General features: G+C 43.4%; 18 protein-coding genes. 8 read left to right on the top strand and 10 right to left on the bottom strand.

Features of this window, described 5'->3' with window-relative positions; genetic code table 11:
• Nucleotides 1-15 precede the first annotated feature (15 nt).
• The 5 genes from PLE34_RS07485 to PLE34_RS07465 form a co-directional block, all read right to left on the bottom strand.
• Entirely contained in the window at nucleotides 16-936 is a 921-nt protein-coding gene (locus tag PLE34_RS07485) for a c-type cytochrome (RefSeq protein WP_324555497.1), read from the bottom strand.
• 23 nt (nucleotides 937-959) lie between these two features.
• Entirely contained in the window at nucleotides 960-1,145 is a 186-nt protein-coding gene (locus PLE34_RS07480) for a hypothetical protein (RefSeq protein WP_324555495.1), read from the bottom strand.
• Nucleotides 1,146-1,690: 545 nt separating this feature from the next.
• Nucleotides 1,691-1,987, bottom strand: coding sequence for a type II toxin-antitoxin system RelE/ParE family toxin (locus tag PLE34_RS07475; RefSeq protein WP_324555493.1), 297 nt, complete (start codon nucleotides 1,985-1,987; stop codon nucleotides 1,691-1,693).
• Entirely contained in the window at nucleotides 1,972-2,214 is a 243-nt protein-coding gene (locus tag PLE34_RS07470) for a hypothetical protein (RefSeq protein ID WP_324555491.1), read from the bottom strand. The genes PLE34_RS07475 and PLE34_RS07470 overlap by 16 nt, the downstream gene beginning before the upstream one ends.
• Before the next feature lie 127 nt (nucleotides 2,215-2,341).
• Nucleotides 2,342-3,064, bottom strand: coding sequence for a Crp/Fnr family transcriptional regulator (locus PLE34_RS07465; RefSeq protein WP_324555489.1), 723 nt, complete (start codon nucleotides 3,062-3,064; stop codon nucleotides 2,342-2,344).
• A gap of 232 nt (nucleotides 3,065-3,296) precedes the next feature.
• Between PLE34_RS07465 and proB the strand changes: the two genes are divergently transcribed.
• The 3 genes from proB to purE all read left to right on the top strand — a co-directional run bounded on the left by proB (nucleotide 3,297) and on the right by purE (nucleotide 6,171).
• Complete coding sequence (gene proB, locus PLE34_RS07460; protein ID WP_324555487.1) at nucleotides 3,297-4,331, top strand: glutamate 5-kinase; 1,035 nt, start codon at nucleotides 3,297-3,299, stop codon at nucleotides 4,329-4,331.
• Between the two features lie 9 nt (nucleotides 4,332-4,340).
• Nucleotides 4,341-5,582 (top strand): glutamate-5-semialdehyde dehydrogenase, encoded by a 1,242-nt coding sequence (locus PLE34_RS07455; protein WP_324555485.1) that lies wholly within the window; start codon nucleotides 4,341-4,343, stop codon nucleotides 5,580-5,582.
• Between the two features lie 64 nt (nucleotides 5,583-5,646).
• Nucleotides 5,647-6,171: a 5-(carboxyamino)imidazole ribonucleotide mutase gene (gene purE, locus PLE34_RS07450; protein WP_324555483.1), complete on the top strand. Its 525-nt coding sequence runs from the start codon at nucleotides 5,647-5,649 to the stop codon at nucleotides 6,169-6,171.
• Nucleotides 6,172-6,196: 25 nt separating this feature from the next.
• Here purE and PLE34_RS07445 read toward each other — a convergent pair whose 3' ends face one another.
• From PLE34_RS07445 to PLE34_RS07425, 5 genes are read right to left on the bottom strand one after another with little or no spacing between them, the layout of a single operon-like run.
• On the bottom strand, nucleotides 6,197-6,631 hold the full coding sequence (locus PLE34_RS07445) for an acyl-CoA thioesterase (RefSeq protein ID WP_324555481.1): 435 nt from the start codon (nucleotides 6,629-6,631) through the stop codon (nucleotides 6,197-6,199).
• Nucleotides 6,632-6,674: 43 nt separating this feature from the next.
• Nucleotides 6,675-7,571 carry a hypothetical protein gene (locus tag PLE34_RS07440; RefSeq protein WP_324555480.1) on the bottom strand — a complete coding sequence of 299 codons (897 nt, stop codon included), beginning with the start codon at nucleotides 7,569-7,571 and terminating at the stop codon, nucleotides 6,675-6,677.
• A 21-nt stretch (nucleotides 7,572-7,592) separates the two neighbouring features.
• Nucleotides 7,593-8,150: an RNA polymerase sigma factor gene (locus PLE34_RS07435; protein ID WP_324555478.1), complete on the bottom strand. Its 558-nt coding sequence runs from the start codon at nucleotides 8,148-8,150 to the stop codon at nucleotides 7,593-7,595.
• A gap of 57 nt (nucleotides 8,151-8,207) precedes the next feature.
• Entirely contained in the window at nucleotides 8,208-8,786 is a 579-nt protein-coding gene (rdgB, locus tag PLE34_RS07430; protein ID WP_324555476.1) for an RdgB/HAM1 family non-canonical purine NTP pyrophosphatase, read from the bottom strand.
• Nucleotides 8,787-8,795: 9 nt separating this feature from the next.
• Nucleotides 8,796-9,293 (bottom strand): hypothetical protein, encoded by a 498-nt coding sequence (locus PLE34_RS07425; RefSeq protein WP_324555474.1) that lies wholly within the window; start codon nucleotides 9,291-9,293, stop codon nucleotides 8,796-8,798.
• Nucleotides 9,294-9,358: 65 nt separating this feature from the next.
• Here PLE34_RS07425 and PLE34_RS07420 point away from each other — a divergent pair, with 65 nt between their 5' ends.
• The 5 genes from PLE34_RS07420 (at nucleotide 9,359) to PLE34_RS07400 (ending at nucleotide 12,988) form a co-directional block, all read left to right on the top strand.
• The gene (locus tag PLE34_RS07420) at nucleotides 9,359-10,423 is read left to right on the top strand and encodes a branched-chain amino acid aminotransferase (RefSeq protein ID WP_324555472.1); all 1,065 of its coding nucleotides are present in this window, start codon (nucleotides 9,359-9,361) and stop codon (nucleotides 10,421-10,423) included.
• A 273-nt stretch (nucleotides 10,424-10,696) separates the two neighbouring features.
• On the top strand, nucleotides 10,697-11,164 hold the full coding sequence (locus tag PLE34_RS07415; RefSeq protein ID WP_324555469.1) for a hypothetical protein: 468 nt from the start codon (nucleotides 10,697-10,699) through the stop codon (nucleotides 11,162-11,164).
• Nucleotides 11,165-11,253: 89 nt separating this feature from the next.
• On the top strand, nucleotides 11,254-11,634 hold the full coding sequence (rpsL, locus tag PLE34_RS07410; RefSeq protein ID WP_116876838.1) for a 30S ribosomal protein S12: 381 nt from the start codon (nucleotides 11,254-11,256) through the stop codon (nucleotides 11,632-11,634).
• A gap of 51 nt (nucleotides 11,635-11,685) precedes the next feature.
• Nucleotides 11,686-12,153: a 30S ribosomal protein S7 gene (rpsG, locus tag PLE34_RS07405; protein WP_324555467.1), complete on the top strand. Its 468-nt coding sequence runs from the start codon at nucleotides 11,686-11,688 to the stop codon at nucleotides 12,151-12,153.
• A gap of 127 nt (nucleotides 12,154-12,280) precedes the next feature.
• On the top strand, nucleotides 12,281-12,988 hold the full coding sequence (locus PLE34_RS07400) for a DUF2490 domain-containing protein (RefSeq protein ID WP_324555466.1): 708 nt from the start codon (nucleotides 12,281-12,283) through the stop codon (nucleotides 12,986-12,988).
• Nucleotides 12,989-12,991 lie beyond the last annotated feature (3 nt).

The raw sequence follows: 12,991 nt of genomic DNA, 5'->3' as shown, positions 1-12,991 counted from the left end.
TATCAGGTTTTAGGGTTAGTTTTTTAATGTTTTGATGTAGGCGATCAGTTGTTCAATTTCTTCATCTGTTACCGGAAACACCGGCATAGGTGTGTTCTCGAAGCCAACTGTTATTTTCTGTTGCGGGTTTTTAATGGATTCCCTTATGTAGGCTTCATCTACCACAACACTGGTTTTCTTACCGTTCTCTATTACTTCCTCCTCTTTGCCGAACAAGCCGTTCCATGCCGGGGCGATCTGGCTGCTGCCGTCTGTTTTATGGCAGGCGCCGCACCCTTTCAGCGTATATACCTGCTCGCCCAGTAAAGCCATTTCCGTTTCCGTCAGCGGTTCGTTCTTTTTTTCAGGTAACGGATCAGGCGCTTTTTTGAAATTTTCGTAGCCGTATAGTTTCAGGTCTTCTTCGTTCCCGATCACTACGATCTTACCGATCATGGTATGATGCCCTATACCGCAGAACTCATTGCAGATCACCTTGTATTCCCCGGCTTCGGTAGGCTTAAATTCGAGCACATAATCGTATTGCGGGTATACCTGGAAATTCATGTTCACCGGTTGTATGGAAAACCCGTGCACCACATCCTTGGATGAGATGTGCATCTTGTACGACTGGTCTTTTTGCAGGATCATCACCGGGCTCCATCTCCACATTTCACTCATCACAAAAACATCGCTGTTGGGCTGTGGACGCACCACGGGGATGCCATTATCCACGCCGATCATATTTTGTTTGGTATAAGCTTCACTAAGCTTAGAAAACTCCGCCGTGCTTGTACGGTAAGTAATGTTGGAAGGGTTCTGCTTTCCGTATACATGCCACATGATCATCCATACAAAAAGCATGATGCAAAGCACAAGGGCGATGACCATCCACATTTTTTCATCTTTGGATACTTTTTTGTCGTACCATCCTTCTGCCGGACTGAATAAACTCATACGTATGGTTTTGGGTGAAGAATTTATTTGATCAGGGCATCTTTAATGGCTTCCGGAATAGCCGGGAGGTTAGAAAGCTCCATTACGCCCCATAGCAGGTAAAAGATGGCATAGATGGTTACGCCTAAGAAAAGCAGTAGCATAAAATCGTCCATGATCATTCTCGAAAATGGAACCTTTTCTTTTTCCTGTTGCTGATTGTTTTCCATGTTGAAATGTTTTAACAGTGAATAACAACTGTTTGCAGTTATAAAGCTAACAGGGATGCGATAGCGGAAACAGCCTGAAGGCAGATTAATGTGCCGGTAATTACGTTTTCGTATTTTTTTTGAAACAAATAGTATTATTTTCCTTCACCGGGTAGTGAATGATTCCCCTACTGGTGGGTGTCTTCACCCACCAGCATACATTTTACCTATATTTGTGAGCATACTTCTCTAACAAAGATTGCCTATGAACATACAGCACAAAAGGCAAAGCCAAATGGAATTGCAGGATGTTTATTTTTCATAATAACCCTATAGTTGAAAAATGGGCTTTATGCAGCCTGCCTGAAGATTACAGGTGGAGTAGTGCGATGTTCTATTTAAAAGGTATTGATGAATTTTGTTTCTTGACACATTATAAGGAGTGAATGTTTCGGTGTGTGAAGACACACACCGATTGGGAAAAAGTAAGCATTTCCCCTCCTGGCGTGAGTCTTCACACACCAATAGGAAGGCAATACAGTCGTACTGCGTTATGATATCGTTGATCAATAATATTTACTTTTTGTGATATCCCTTTTATAAGGATAAATACTCAACAATACTAAATAATTCTCTTCTATTATAAAGAAGAGCACATTCTTCTTATCCAGCCCGATCATTTGAATATTGGGTTGAGAAGTAAATCTTGGTACATAGAGCGCCTGAGCGATGCGTTCCAGCTTTTTAAATGTTCTTGTTATAAATTTTTCTGCTGAATGCTCAGACCAATTTTGTTTTAAATAATTAATAATTGAATGGAAATCATTATCGGCTTCTGCAGTCCAGACTATTTGGTAAGCCATTGCTGCACTTTTTGTTTCATCTCCTCATGTGTAATATAGTTGCCGCTTTTATAGTCTTCAAGAGCCTTATTTATTTTTTGTTGCAGTTTAGCCGGAAGGTTTTTGACGTTTACATTTTCCAATGTTGTCTCGGGGTGAAGGATGTCGTATACCTCATCGATTAAAGTGCTGTCATTTGTTTGTCTGATCAATTCCAGCACTTCAGTCTTTTTATCACTGATATTCATATCCCAAAAATTTCATTAAAATTAATAAAATTTCCGGGAGTTTAGTAGTGAAAAAATTAGAGACAAATTTCTCCTTGCTGTGGCTTATGTCGCCACTATAGTGATGGTATGCTGCAATAGTAATGTCTTACTTTCCATCCCCAGGTAATGAACATTGGTTGGAGATGCTCCGCAGCATGCCGGTATGGAGATAGCTGAATTTCTTGGCTGCGCATTTGATCAGCTTTTCCTTTTCAAAGTCCTTTAATATTTTTGAAACCTGTTCTTTGGTAGTGCCTGCCAGGTCGGCTATATCCTGCCGGCAGAAGCTAATGCGAAAGCTTTGTTTCTTTTCTTCATACTGGTACGCTTCCGCGAGCAGCAAAAGCGCTTCCGCTACTTTTTCCCGTACGGTTTTGTGCGCCAGGTTAACGGCCTTTTTTTCCACCAGTTGCAGTTCATTCAGGAACTGGTTAATGATCTGTTGCTTAAGCACCGGGCTTTTATCAGCAATTTCATCAAACAGGTCATACGGTATATAGCAATACAACACATCAGATACTGCAATTGCAGAGCTGGTATGGCAGCGGTGACCGGCATTTGCCCTGTGGCCAAAAACGGCGCCCCTGCCGGCAATTTGCAGGATCAGCGGCCGGCCCTGCTTTCCGTTCAGCTCTACTTTAAGAAATCCTTTTTTAATAAAGCAAACGCCCAGGACAGGGTCACCTTCCGAAAAAAGCCTTTCTCCTTTTTGAAGCGATTTGGATAGCTTATAGGTACTGATGGCGGTAAGCGTATGCGTATCGCAACTATTGAGGATAGAGCAGTTCCTGACCTTGCAGGTAATGCAATCGTACCGGGTTATTGCCATATCGGGTCATTATTTAGCATGTTCCATAACAATGCCGGCGGCTTTATTTCATTTCCTTCTCACCAGTAAAAGCAATCGTAAAATCCGTCTTTCTGCCTGCCTGTTTTATGATCTTGCTTAACCGGCCACCTGATCTTTATTTGCTTTTTGCTTTGCTGCATCCGGCACGGGCTATATTCCAATCTCCTTTATCCTTATTTTTGTGCTCTTTTTTACAACAGAAGTTTTATTCATGCTTAAAAAAGTATTGGTCATTAAGTTAGGCACGGCCGTAATTACCGATGGGGAAGGAAGGATTGATCAGTCTGTTATAAAAAACATAGCTGCACAAATTGCCATCCTTGGTAAAACATATAATATCGTGCTGGTATCCAGCGGGGCAGTAGGCAGCGGTAAATCTTTTTTTAAAAAATACAAGGGCACATTAACAGAAAGAAAAGCAGCAGCAGCGGTGGGTAATCCCATGCTCATTCAATTGTATCATCAATATTTTTCGGCGCATGGTATAACGGTGGCGCAGGCCCTGTGCGAAAGGCATCATTTCTCCAACCGGAAACAATTTCTGCAACTGAAAGAAACCTTTGGTGAATTCTGGCAGAACGATATTTTACCGGTAGTAAACGAAAACGACCTGGTAAGCAATATCGAGCTCAAGTTTTCCGATAATGATGAGCTGGCCACATTGATCGCCATTGGCTTTGATGCCGATACGCTGATCCTGTGCACCTCGGCAGGGGGGTTGATGGATGCTGAAAAAAACATCATACCCACCGTACAAAAAATTGATGCTGCCATACTCGGCTATGTAACCAAAACAAAGTCCAGCCTGGGATTGGGCGGTATGCTCTCCAAGCTCACCTCCACCAGGCTGGCCGCTTCGCTTGGAATAAGCGTGATCATCTGTGGTTTAAGCGGGAAGGATACCTTAATTTCGGCGCTGCAGGGCAAAAGCGGCACCACCTTTACTGCGCAGGCCTCCAACCTCAAAGCCCGCCAGAAATGGTTGGCCAGCGGGTCTATCACCATCGGCGGTGTGTATATAGACAAAGGTGCGGAAAAAGCGCTGCACGCCCGGAAGAGCCTGCTCACGGTAGGCATTAAAAAAGTAAAAGGTAGTTTTGTTGCAGGAGAGGTCATTCAGCTTATTGATGAAGAGGAAACCATTGTAGGCGTGGCCAAAGCAAAGCTCAGCGGAACCGAGATCAGCAAACAAATTGCACATAAAAATATTATAGCGGCACATGCCGATGACATTGTGATTTTTTAATAAAAGAAGATGCGTACTACCATTGCACAAATAAAGAAAGCCTACGAAGCGGCTCCCCAACTAAGGGCAATGAACGATAAGCAGTTGAAGAAAGTTTTGCTGATGCTGGCGGATGAACTTGAAAAGCAGCAAAAATCCATATTGAAAGCAAACCATGCTGATGTGGCAAAGCAGGATGCTGCCAATCCGCGTACGGATCGTTTACGATTAGATGAAAAAAGAATTAAAAGTATCGCACAAAGTATCCGTAAGGTGAGCCGCCTGCCCAACCCATCGGGAAGGGTTTTGGAGAAACGTAAGCTGAAGAATGGCTTATTGCTCGAAAAAATAGCGGTTCCCCTGGGAGTGGTGGGAGCCGTATATGAATCAAGACCCAATGTTACTTTTGATATTGCCGCTTTATGCATTCGCAGTGGCAATGCCTGTGTGCTCAAAGGTAGCGGGGAGGCGGAAAATTCCAACCGCGCAGCCGTACGCATTATACAGCAGGTGCTTAAAAAGAACGGGTTGCCCGGGGCTGTGGTTACTTTACTGCCATCGGAAAGGGAAACCGTGCAGGAATTATTTACCGCCACACAATATGTGGATGTGCTGATCCCGCGCGGTTCGGATGGGCTTATCCGTTATGTGCGTCAGAACAGCCTGGTGCCGGTTATAGAAACGGGAGCGGGCGTATGCCATGTGTATGTGGAAAAGAAAGCCGATATCAGTAAAGCCGTTAAGATCACGGTAAATGCAAAAGTATCCCGCCCGTCGGTATGTAATGCTATGGACGCGCTGCTGGTAGACCAGTCTGTTGCCCCGGCTTTTTTACAAAAATTGCAGCCGGAACTGGAACAGTTTAAAGTGGAGATTTTTGCCGATCCCGCTGCTTACAAACTCTTAAAAGGATATCCTTATTTGCGGAAAGCGCAGCCTGCAGATTTTGGAAGAGAGTTCCTTGATCTGAAATGCGCTGTTAAGGTGGTGAAGGATTCGGCTGAAGCCGTTAGCCATATCCGCAAGTATTCTACCAAACATTCCGAAGCGATCGTAACAGAAGATAAAAAGCAGGCGGAATATTTTTTACATGAAGTAGATGCCGCGGCCGTGTACCATAATGCCTCCACGCGGTTTACCGATGGGGAAGAATTTGGTTTGGGCGCCGAAATCGGCATCTCTACGCAAAAGCTCCATGCCCGCGGACCCTTTGCGCTGGAAAAATTAGTAACGGAGAAATGGGTTATACGGGGTAATGGGCAGGTGAGATGATCGGGTAATTTGAAAATGTGAAAGTGTGTATATTGGCTCACCACAAAATTAAAATCTAACCAATATGTCATCCATACAGCCACTTGTAGGAATTATTATGGGCAGCGACAGCGACCTTGCTGTAATGCAGGACGCCGCCGCCATTTTAAAAGATTTTGCCATACCATTTGAGCTTACCGTGGTATCGGCGCACCGCACACCGCTGCGTATGGTGGAGTATGCCTCCAAAGCAAAAGAAAGAGGGTTAAAGGTTATTATTGCAGGCGCCGGCGGGGCAGCACATTTGCCCGGCATGGTAGCCTCGCTTACTACATTGCCTGTTATCGGCGTTCCCGTTAAATCTTCCAACTCTATTGATGGCTGGGATTCCATTTTATCTATTTTGCAAATGCCCAACGGCATACCGGTAGCTACCGTGGCCCTGAATGCTTCCAAAAATGCCGGTATACTGGCGGCTACTATAATCGGCGCCTTTGATAAGGCTGTTAGTGAAAGCCTTGCCACCTATAAAAAAAACCTGGCGGATGAAGTGCTTAAAAAAGCGGGAAAGCTAAAAGACGGTGGCTGGAGCAATGATTTTGATCATTGATGCCGGGTATGAATAACTAACTTTTTCAAATTGCCAGTAGCTTCCTCCTGGCATCTTCCGGAACGGAGGTTATTTTTTTGGTAGTATAATCAAAGCAAACCATGCCCGTTTTGGCAGCGGCAACGGTAATATCCTTTCCGTTCCTGGTTGTGTTCAGCTTGTAAAGTATATCAAAGCTCACCCGCTCAAACGCGGTAGCCGTAACGGCAATGTGTACCGCATCCCCGTAAAACAGTTCCTTTTTAAACTCAATGGCTACATCACTCATAATAAGTCCAACCCCTGCGAAATTTGTTTCATCATAGCCCTGCTGCTGTAAAAACTGCATCCGGGCTTCATGGATAATAGAAAGCATGCTATCATTGCCGGCATGTCCGCCGTAATTAATGTCGGTAATACGAATGGGGATTGTTGTATGAAAAGAAAAGTGTTCCGGCAGTTCAAGCTTTATCCTGGGCATGTTTTGTTTTTTGACAAAGATAATCCGGCAACGTGATGGAGCATTATTTGTTGTTGTGCTGCTGTAACAGTTTCATCAGCTCGGAAATATCCATAAAGTTTTCTGCGGAAGGAATAAAAGTGGAATGACCTACTTCTTCTTTCCATGCCTTGAACTGATTTCTCCAGTACTGGCTTTCCCTGAGAATAACATCCAGCAGCTCCTCTTTTCCACTGCCGTTGAGGTATTGAATGGTATTTCTGAATTTGGAAGAAACCCTTACCGATTGCCCGTTGGGACCCGTCATTAAAAAATAGCTGTTGGGTAAATCCATCAAACGTACATCTTCTTTTACCTCACCTTTTAAATTGCGGATCCTTTTGGCGGCAGCATGATCTAGGTCATAGCGGTCGGTAATGGCCGTATTGTCGTATGGTATGGATGAAACAGGAGGTGCATTAAAAGTGGCTGCTTCCCTGTAAAAATCATTTAAGGGGGTATGGGGCTGTGTTTTGTTTTTGCGGGTGGTGGTCTGCGAAGCGATCATTGGCTTGTTGCTTTCCGGAGCGGTAATACCAGCATCTTCTGTACTGCCGGCAACAGAAGGAATATCCGGCTGCTCGCCGGTTTTGTTGGCGGGTAATGTTTTTTGGCCGGTAGTTTTGCTTTGATCGCTGCCTGCTATAAAATAATTAGCCGCAAAAAAACAAATGCCGATAAGTGCCGCCGCGGCAGCAATCCGAAGTCCTTTTTTTATACCAAAGCTTTTGGGAGCGGCAAGGTGAGGGGTATCGAGGGTATGCCGGATCAGTTCCCAGCTATTTTCCGGGGGGGTAATTTCCACATCGTATAACCTGTTCCTGAATACCAAAAGTTCGTTATCAAGATCATGCACTACCCGCTCCCACACGTGAACGGGTGGATTAACTTCATGATTATATAATTCATTTGTCCATTTCATGATCAGAGTTAAGGATGCGGATTATGATAGTGTTCTTTTTGTTTTAATCATATTTTGCAGTACGCCCTTTGCTCTGGCCAACTGCGATTTACTGGTTCCTTCACTGATGCCAACGATTTCCGCGATTTCCTTGTGCGAATAGCCTTCCACTACATATAAGTTAAACACTGTTCTGTAGCCTGGCGACAGTTCCTGGATCATCTTCATCAGGTCTTTCATGCTTAAACTGTCAAGAGCCGATAGTTCCTTAGTTTCAAGCAGGTTTTCATGGTTTTCGGTAACGGGGTAAAGATTCACCTGCCTGCGATAATGCTCAATTGCCGTATTCACAAATATCCTTCTTATCCAGCCTTCAAATGAGCCATCACCCCGGTACATATGCAGGTTTTTGAAAATTTTCACAAATCCATCCTGTAAAATATCCTGGGCATCTTCGGCTTTACCCGCATAACGAAGACAAACTGCATACATTTTAGGAGAAAACCGCTGGTATAAATATTCCTGCATACGGCGATCTCCATCTATACAACCTCTTATTAAGTCGCTTTCACTGATGGTATGGTTGCTTGGTAAAGACATTTAATCAACAAAGATCAATTTTCTTCTTTTCGTTTTAACGGTAAGGCGATAGTACGATTATATTTTTATTAAAAACTGAACTAATTGTTCCATAGCCTTCCCCCGGTGACTGTATTGATTCTTTTCAGCCAGGCTCATTTCGGCAAATGTACGATTGCTGTGGAGGGGTATAAATACCGGATCATATCCAAATCCCTTTTCTCCGCGGGGTTCTTCGGCAATATATCCCTCGCAGATCCCTTCAAACCGGTGCTCCCTGCCTTCCAGCATTAAAGAGATCACCGTTCTGAACCGGGCTGTTCTGTCTGCTTTACCTCTTAGCCTGTTCAGTAGTTTTTCTATATTAGCAGCAAAATCTCTTTCCTCTCCGGCGTACCTTGCGCTTTTAACACCCGGCTCACCATTCAGCGCGTTGGTTTCCAGTCCGGTATCTTCCCCGAAGCAGCTTATTCCGGTTAAGTTATAAATGGTGGTTGCTTTTTCTTTTGCATTTTCCTCCAGGGTATCAAAAGGTTCAGGGATATCAATATCAATACCTGCCTCTGCAAGGGTTATGATATTAAACCGTCCTTTTAATACGGAACGGATCTCTTCTGTTTTATGCTGGTTATTGGTAGCGAAAATAAGCTTTTGCATAAGGTTGTATTACAGTTGGAAAACCGATTTTAAGCTTGCCCATAACTTAGCTTTAAGCGGCTTGTTTGCTTCAATGCTGTCTAAAGGAGGAGCGCATATGTAAGTTGTATTGTTGAACGGCTGCACCTGGAAATGAGGAAAATGAAGGGGTAATCCTATATCCTGTGGCGATACGCCAAAAAGAAGCACAGTTTGTGGCTTGGTAGCAGCATTAAGGCTTAGGTAATGATTATTAGTGGATTGATGTATGTTAATGATGGCCACATCTGCCACGTTCAGCCTGCAGGCAGTAAGAACCCCGGTTAAGAAGATAAAAGATTTGTCGCTGAGGAATGGAGCATCATTTGCATTAACCACTATAGTGATGTGTTTTTGGTTGGAGCCCAGGAATTTTATGTGGGCTTCGGGTGCAGCCTCATTGCCTGCTGCATCTGGCATACAAATGATCGGCGCCGTATACAGGCTTGCTATCACGTTTTCGGGTAATATGATATTTTTAAGACTCATTTAATTTATAAGTGGCTTCCCTGCCATCGGGTTTTTTCGTTTCTTTGCAACAAAAATAGTGTTTTATGATTGCCGCGATGGATATTCAGGTTACAAAAACGGAAAGAAGCAAGTTGCAGGATATTGACCTGGAAAACCTGCCTTTTGGAAAATATTTTACAGATCATATGCTGGAAGCAGAATATGAAAACGGGAAGTGGACGAATGTGGAGATCAAACCCTACCAGCCTTTATTGTTAGAACCCTCATTGGCGGCCCTGCATTACGGGCAGGCTATTTTTGAAGGCATTAAGGCTTATAAAGATGAGCAGGGCAACGCTTTTGTATTCAGACCATACGACAATTTCAGGCGGTTTAATATCTCGGCCGCAAGGATGAATATGCCCGAAGTGCCGCAAGAGCTGTTTATTGACGGGATGCGCCGCCTTATTGCCATAGATAAAAACTGGATCCCTGCTAAAAAGGATCACTCCCTGTATATCAGGCCCTTTATGTTTTCTACCGATGCCATGCTGGGGGTGCGCCCTTCCCAAACGTATAAGTTCCTGATCATTTTAAGTCCTACCGGGCCGTATTTTCCCAAGCCAATGAACATACTGGTGGAAGAAAGGTATACCCGTGCGGCGCCCGGGGGTGTTGGTTTTGCAAAAAATGCCGGAAACTATGGCGGCAGCCTGATTGCTGCTACAGAGGCGCAGAAGCTGGGTTACGACCAGGTATTATGGACAGATGCTTCCGAACATAAATGGCTGCAGGAAGTAGGGATGATGAATGTTTTTTTTGTTATTGACCATACTGCCATAACGCCTTCTTTAGAAGAAGAAACGATATTGGATGGTGTAACGCGCAAAAGTGTAATTACTATTTTAAAAGAAATGAATATACCGGTGGAAGAGCGGCGTATTAATATCGACGAGGTAATTAAAGCACATAAGGAGGGAAGGCTGCAGGAAGCATTTGGCACAGGAACGGCCGCCACCATTGCTATGATACAAAAGGTGAGGTATAAGGATTATGTAATGGAATTCAGTGAAAAAGATTGGACGCTGAGCGCGGGAATAAAGAAAAAGCTTGATGCTATCCGCCAGGGAAAATCACCGGATACCCATCAGTGGATGCTGCCGGTATAAATTGAGGAAAAAATACCCCGTATTATTATAAAAGTCATTTACGCAATGACTTTTTTTATGCGTTCTGCATTTTTATTTCTGCTTTTAAAAAAGGGCTGAAAAGCTTTGCTGTAGCTGATTGTATGAAGATGCCACCTGTTAAGGGATGAAATCCGGTATCCATACGTTAAACAAACCTTATAAAAGTAAAGTTTTAGAAAGCTTTTAAATGAATTGTGGTGTAAAGGATAAGTCTGGTACGGAATTGTAGCTATCGTAGCAAAACAGTTTATTATGATAAAACAGCGTACCGGATCGAAAATTTTGGCTTTCTTTCTTTTATTGTCAGCAATTTTTGCAGGATGCAAAAAAGATAATAATAACAATCCGGATCCCAACCTTGATTTCAGAACGTATAAGTTATTTAATTATTCAAGCGGTGCCGAAGTGGAAGCGGGCAATTTTCGTATTGACCAGTTGGCGGATGGAAATGCCCGGTTAACCATTACTATAAGCGAACCTTACCGGCAGGACGGCATAAATTTCGACGCCGTGATCAATACTAAAGATGAGGCGGAAAATGAACTTATTTTTTCCTACCTGGGTTCCGTTAATGGCAAAACAGGTAGTTTAATAGTGAACCCGGTTATGGGGAGCGGATCCAACCTTCCTGTAAAATACAGTGATTTGATCAGTAAAACGGGCTATTACATCAAGATCATGAACGGCGCAAATGTACAGGCCACAGGCGAAATTAAATAAACGGCGGGTTTTTAATAATTTGAACTTATAAATTTTGGTATTTCCCAACAAGCCGCTTACCTTTGCCCTCCCAAAAATAAAAGGTAAGAATGCCTACAATACAACAATTAGTTAGAAAAGGTAGAGAGATCATCAGAGCAAAAAGCAAATCAAGGGCTTTGGATAGCTGTCCGCAGCGTCGTGGCGTATGCACCCGTGTATATACCACTACTCCCAAAAAACCTAATTCCGCTTTGCGTAAAGTGGCAAAAGTACGTTTAACCAATAAGGTGGAAGTAATTGCCTATATACCTGGTGAAGGACATAATTTGCAGGAACACTCTATCGTATTGATCAGGGGCGGTCGTGTAAAGGATCTGCCGGGTGTTCGTTACCATATTGTAAGGGGCAGCTTAGATACTGCGGGAGTAAAAGACCGTAAGCAAAGCCGTTCCAAATACGGAACAAAAAGAGAGAAGGCCAAGAAATAGCTTTAAAGTATAATACAAGTAAACTGATTAGCGTAATAATATTTAACCAACATGCGTAAAGCACAAGCTAAAAAATTACCATTAGCACCTGATCCAAAGTTTAACGATAAGCTGGTTACCCGTTTTGTAAATAACTTAATGTGGGGTGGCAAAAAAAGTACGGCTTACGATATATTTTATGATGCCATTGACCGTGTTTCAAAAGTATCCGGTGAAAACGGGTACGAAATATGGAAACGCGCATTGAACAATGTTACACCGGGGGTGGAAGTACGCAGCCGCAGAATTGGTGGTGCAACGTTCCAGATTCCCGCAGAAGTTCGTCCCGATCGTAAAATATCGCTTAGCATCAAATGGCTTATCCGCTATAGCCGCGACAGGAACGGGAAAACGATGGCAGATAAGTTAGCCAATGAAATTATAGCTGCCAGTAAAGGCGAGGGTGCAGCTTTTAAAAAGAAAGAAGATACCCACCGTATGGCCGATGCCAATAAAGCATTCGCCCATTTCAGGATATAAAATCATTTTAATATTTTTGCACTGATATACCCTGCTGTTGTTTCACGGCAGGGTATTTATTTATTAAAGAGGTGCGGCTTGCAATACCTGCCCTGAATACCTGACTGATCGTGTAAATTGTACGGAAATGAAACTGAAAATTACCATCATTATTTTGCTGCTCTCAAAGCTTACCTTTTCCCAAAACAAGGGGCTGGGTACCTGGCATGTGGTTAACGCGCAATTAAGCTTAAGCCAGAAATGGGAAGTTTTTACAGAGCTGCAGACCAGATCAAACAGTTTTTTTGATGATTTTTTTTACTACGAAATAAAAGGCGGACTGAGCTATAGCATTAACAGCAACTTTTCGTTTTTGGCCGGTGCAGGCAGGTACGCTACTTATGCAGGCGAAGGAAATTTTGCTAAGCCGTTTGATAGTGAAGAGTTCCGGATCTGGCAACAGGTTACCATGAACCAATACCTTGAGCGGCTGAAGATAGAGCATCGCTATCGCGCAGAGCAAAAATGGATGAGTGATGGTTACCGTAACCGGTTCCGCTACCGTTTAAATATGATGCTGCCTTTGAATAATGCCAGATTAGTGCCTGGTACATTTTATTTGAATGCTTACGATGAAATTTTTTTAAATAACAAAGCCCCTCATTTTGAACGTAACCGGTTTTTTGCAGGTGCAGGCTATATATTAACGCCGGTTACTACCATTCAGGCCGGGTATGTAAACCAGTACAATTATACGCTTAGCAAGCGCGGTGCTAAAAACTTCCTCCAATTTTCGCTTATGCTGCAATTTGAGTATGATGACGAGGGTGAAAGGATCCCTAATTTAATGGATTAACAG

This window comes from Agriterribacter sp. (assembly GCF_035445465.1).
Taxonomy (GTDB): domain Bacteria; phylum Bacteroidota; class Bacteroidia; order Chitinophagales; family Chitinophagaceae; genus Agriterribacter.
This window is presented reverse-complemented; position numbering and strand designations above follow the sequence as displayed.

Bases quoted from the DNA above. Each gene is read 5' to 3' on its own strand.
- PLE34_RS07485 (WP_324555497.1), bottom strand. From the start codon at position 936: ATGAGTTTATTCAGTCCGGCAGAAGGATGGTACGACAAAAAAGTATCC.
- PLE34_RS07480 (WP_324555495.1), bottom strand. From the start codon at position 1,145: ATGGAAAACAATCAGCAACAGGAAAAAGAAAAGGTTCCATTTTCGAGA.
- PLE34_RS07475 (WP_324555493.1), bottom strand. From the start codon at position 1,987: ATGGCTTACCAAATAGTCTGGACTGCAGAAGCCGATAATGATTTCCAT.
- PLE34_RS07470 (WP_324555491.1), bottom strand. From the start codon at position 2,214: ATGAATATCAGTGATAAAAAGACTGAAGTGCTGGAATTGATCAGACAA.
- PLE34_RS07465 (WP_324555489.1), bottom strand. From the start codon at position 3,064: ATGGCAATAACCCGGTACGATTGCATTACCTGCAAGGTCAGGAACTGC.
- proB (WP_324555487.1), top strand. From the start codon at position 3,297: ATGCTTAAAAAAGTATTGGTCATTAAGTTAGGCACGGCCGTAATTACC.
- PLE34_RS07455 (WP_324555485.1), top strand. From the start codon at position 4,341: ATGCGTACTACCATTGCACAAATAAAGAAAGCCTACGAAGCGGCTCCC.
- purE (WP_324555483.1), top strand. From the start codon at position 5,647: ATGTCATCCATACAGCCACTTGTAGGAATTATTATGGGCAGCGACAGC.
- PLE34_RS07445 (WP_324555481.1), bottom strand. From the start codon at position 6,631: ATGCCCAGGATAAAGCTTGAACTGCCGGAACACTTTTCTTTTCATACA.
- PLE34_RS07440 (WP_324555480.1), bottom strand. From the start codon at position 7,571: ATGAAATGGACAAATGAATTATATAATCATGAAGTTAATCCACCCGTT.
- PLE34_RS07435 (WP_324555478.1), bottom strand. From the start codon at position 8,150: ATGTCTTTACCAAGCAACCATACCATCAGTGAAAGCGACTTAATAAGA.
- rdgB (WP_324555476.1), bottom strand. From the start codon at position 8,786: ATGCAAAAGCTTATTTTCGCTACCAATAACCAGCATAAAACAGAAGAG.
- PLE34_RS07425 (WP_324555474.1), bottom strand. From the start codon at position 9,293: ATGAGTCTTAAAAATATCATATTACCCGAAAACGTGATAGCAAGCCTG.
- PLE34_RS07420 (WP_324555472.1), top strand. From the start codon at position 9,359: ATGATTGCCGCGATGGATATTCAGGTTACAAAAACGGAAAGAAGCAAG.
- PLE34_RS07415 (WP_324555469.1), top strand. From the start codon at position 10,697: ATGATAAAACAGCGTACCGGATCGAAAATTTTGGCTTTCTTTCTTTTA.
- rpsL (WP_116876838.1), top strand. From the start codon at position 11,254: ATGCCTACAATACAACAATTAGTTAGAAAAGGTAGAGAGATCATCAGA.
- rpsG (WP_324555467.1), top strand. From the start codon at position 11,686: ATGCGTAAAGCACAAGCTAAAAAATTACCATTAGCACCTGATCCAAAG.
- PLE34_RS07400 (WP_324555466.1), top strand. From the start codon at position 12,281: ATGAAACTGAAAATTACCATCATTATTTTGCTGCTCTCAAAGCTTACC.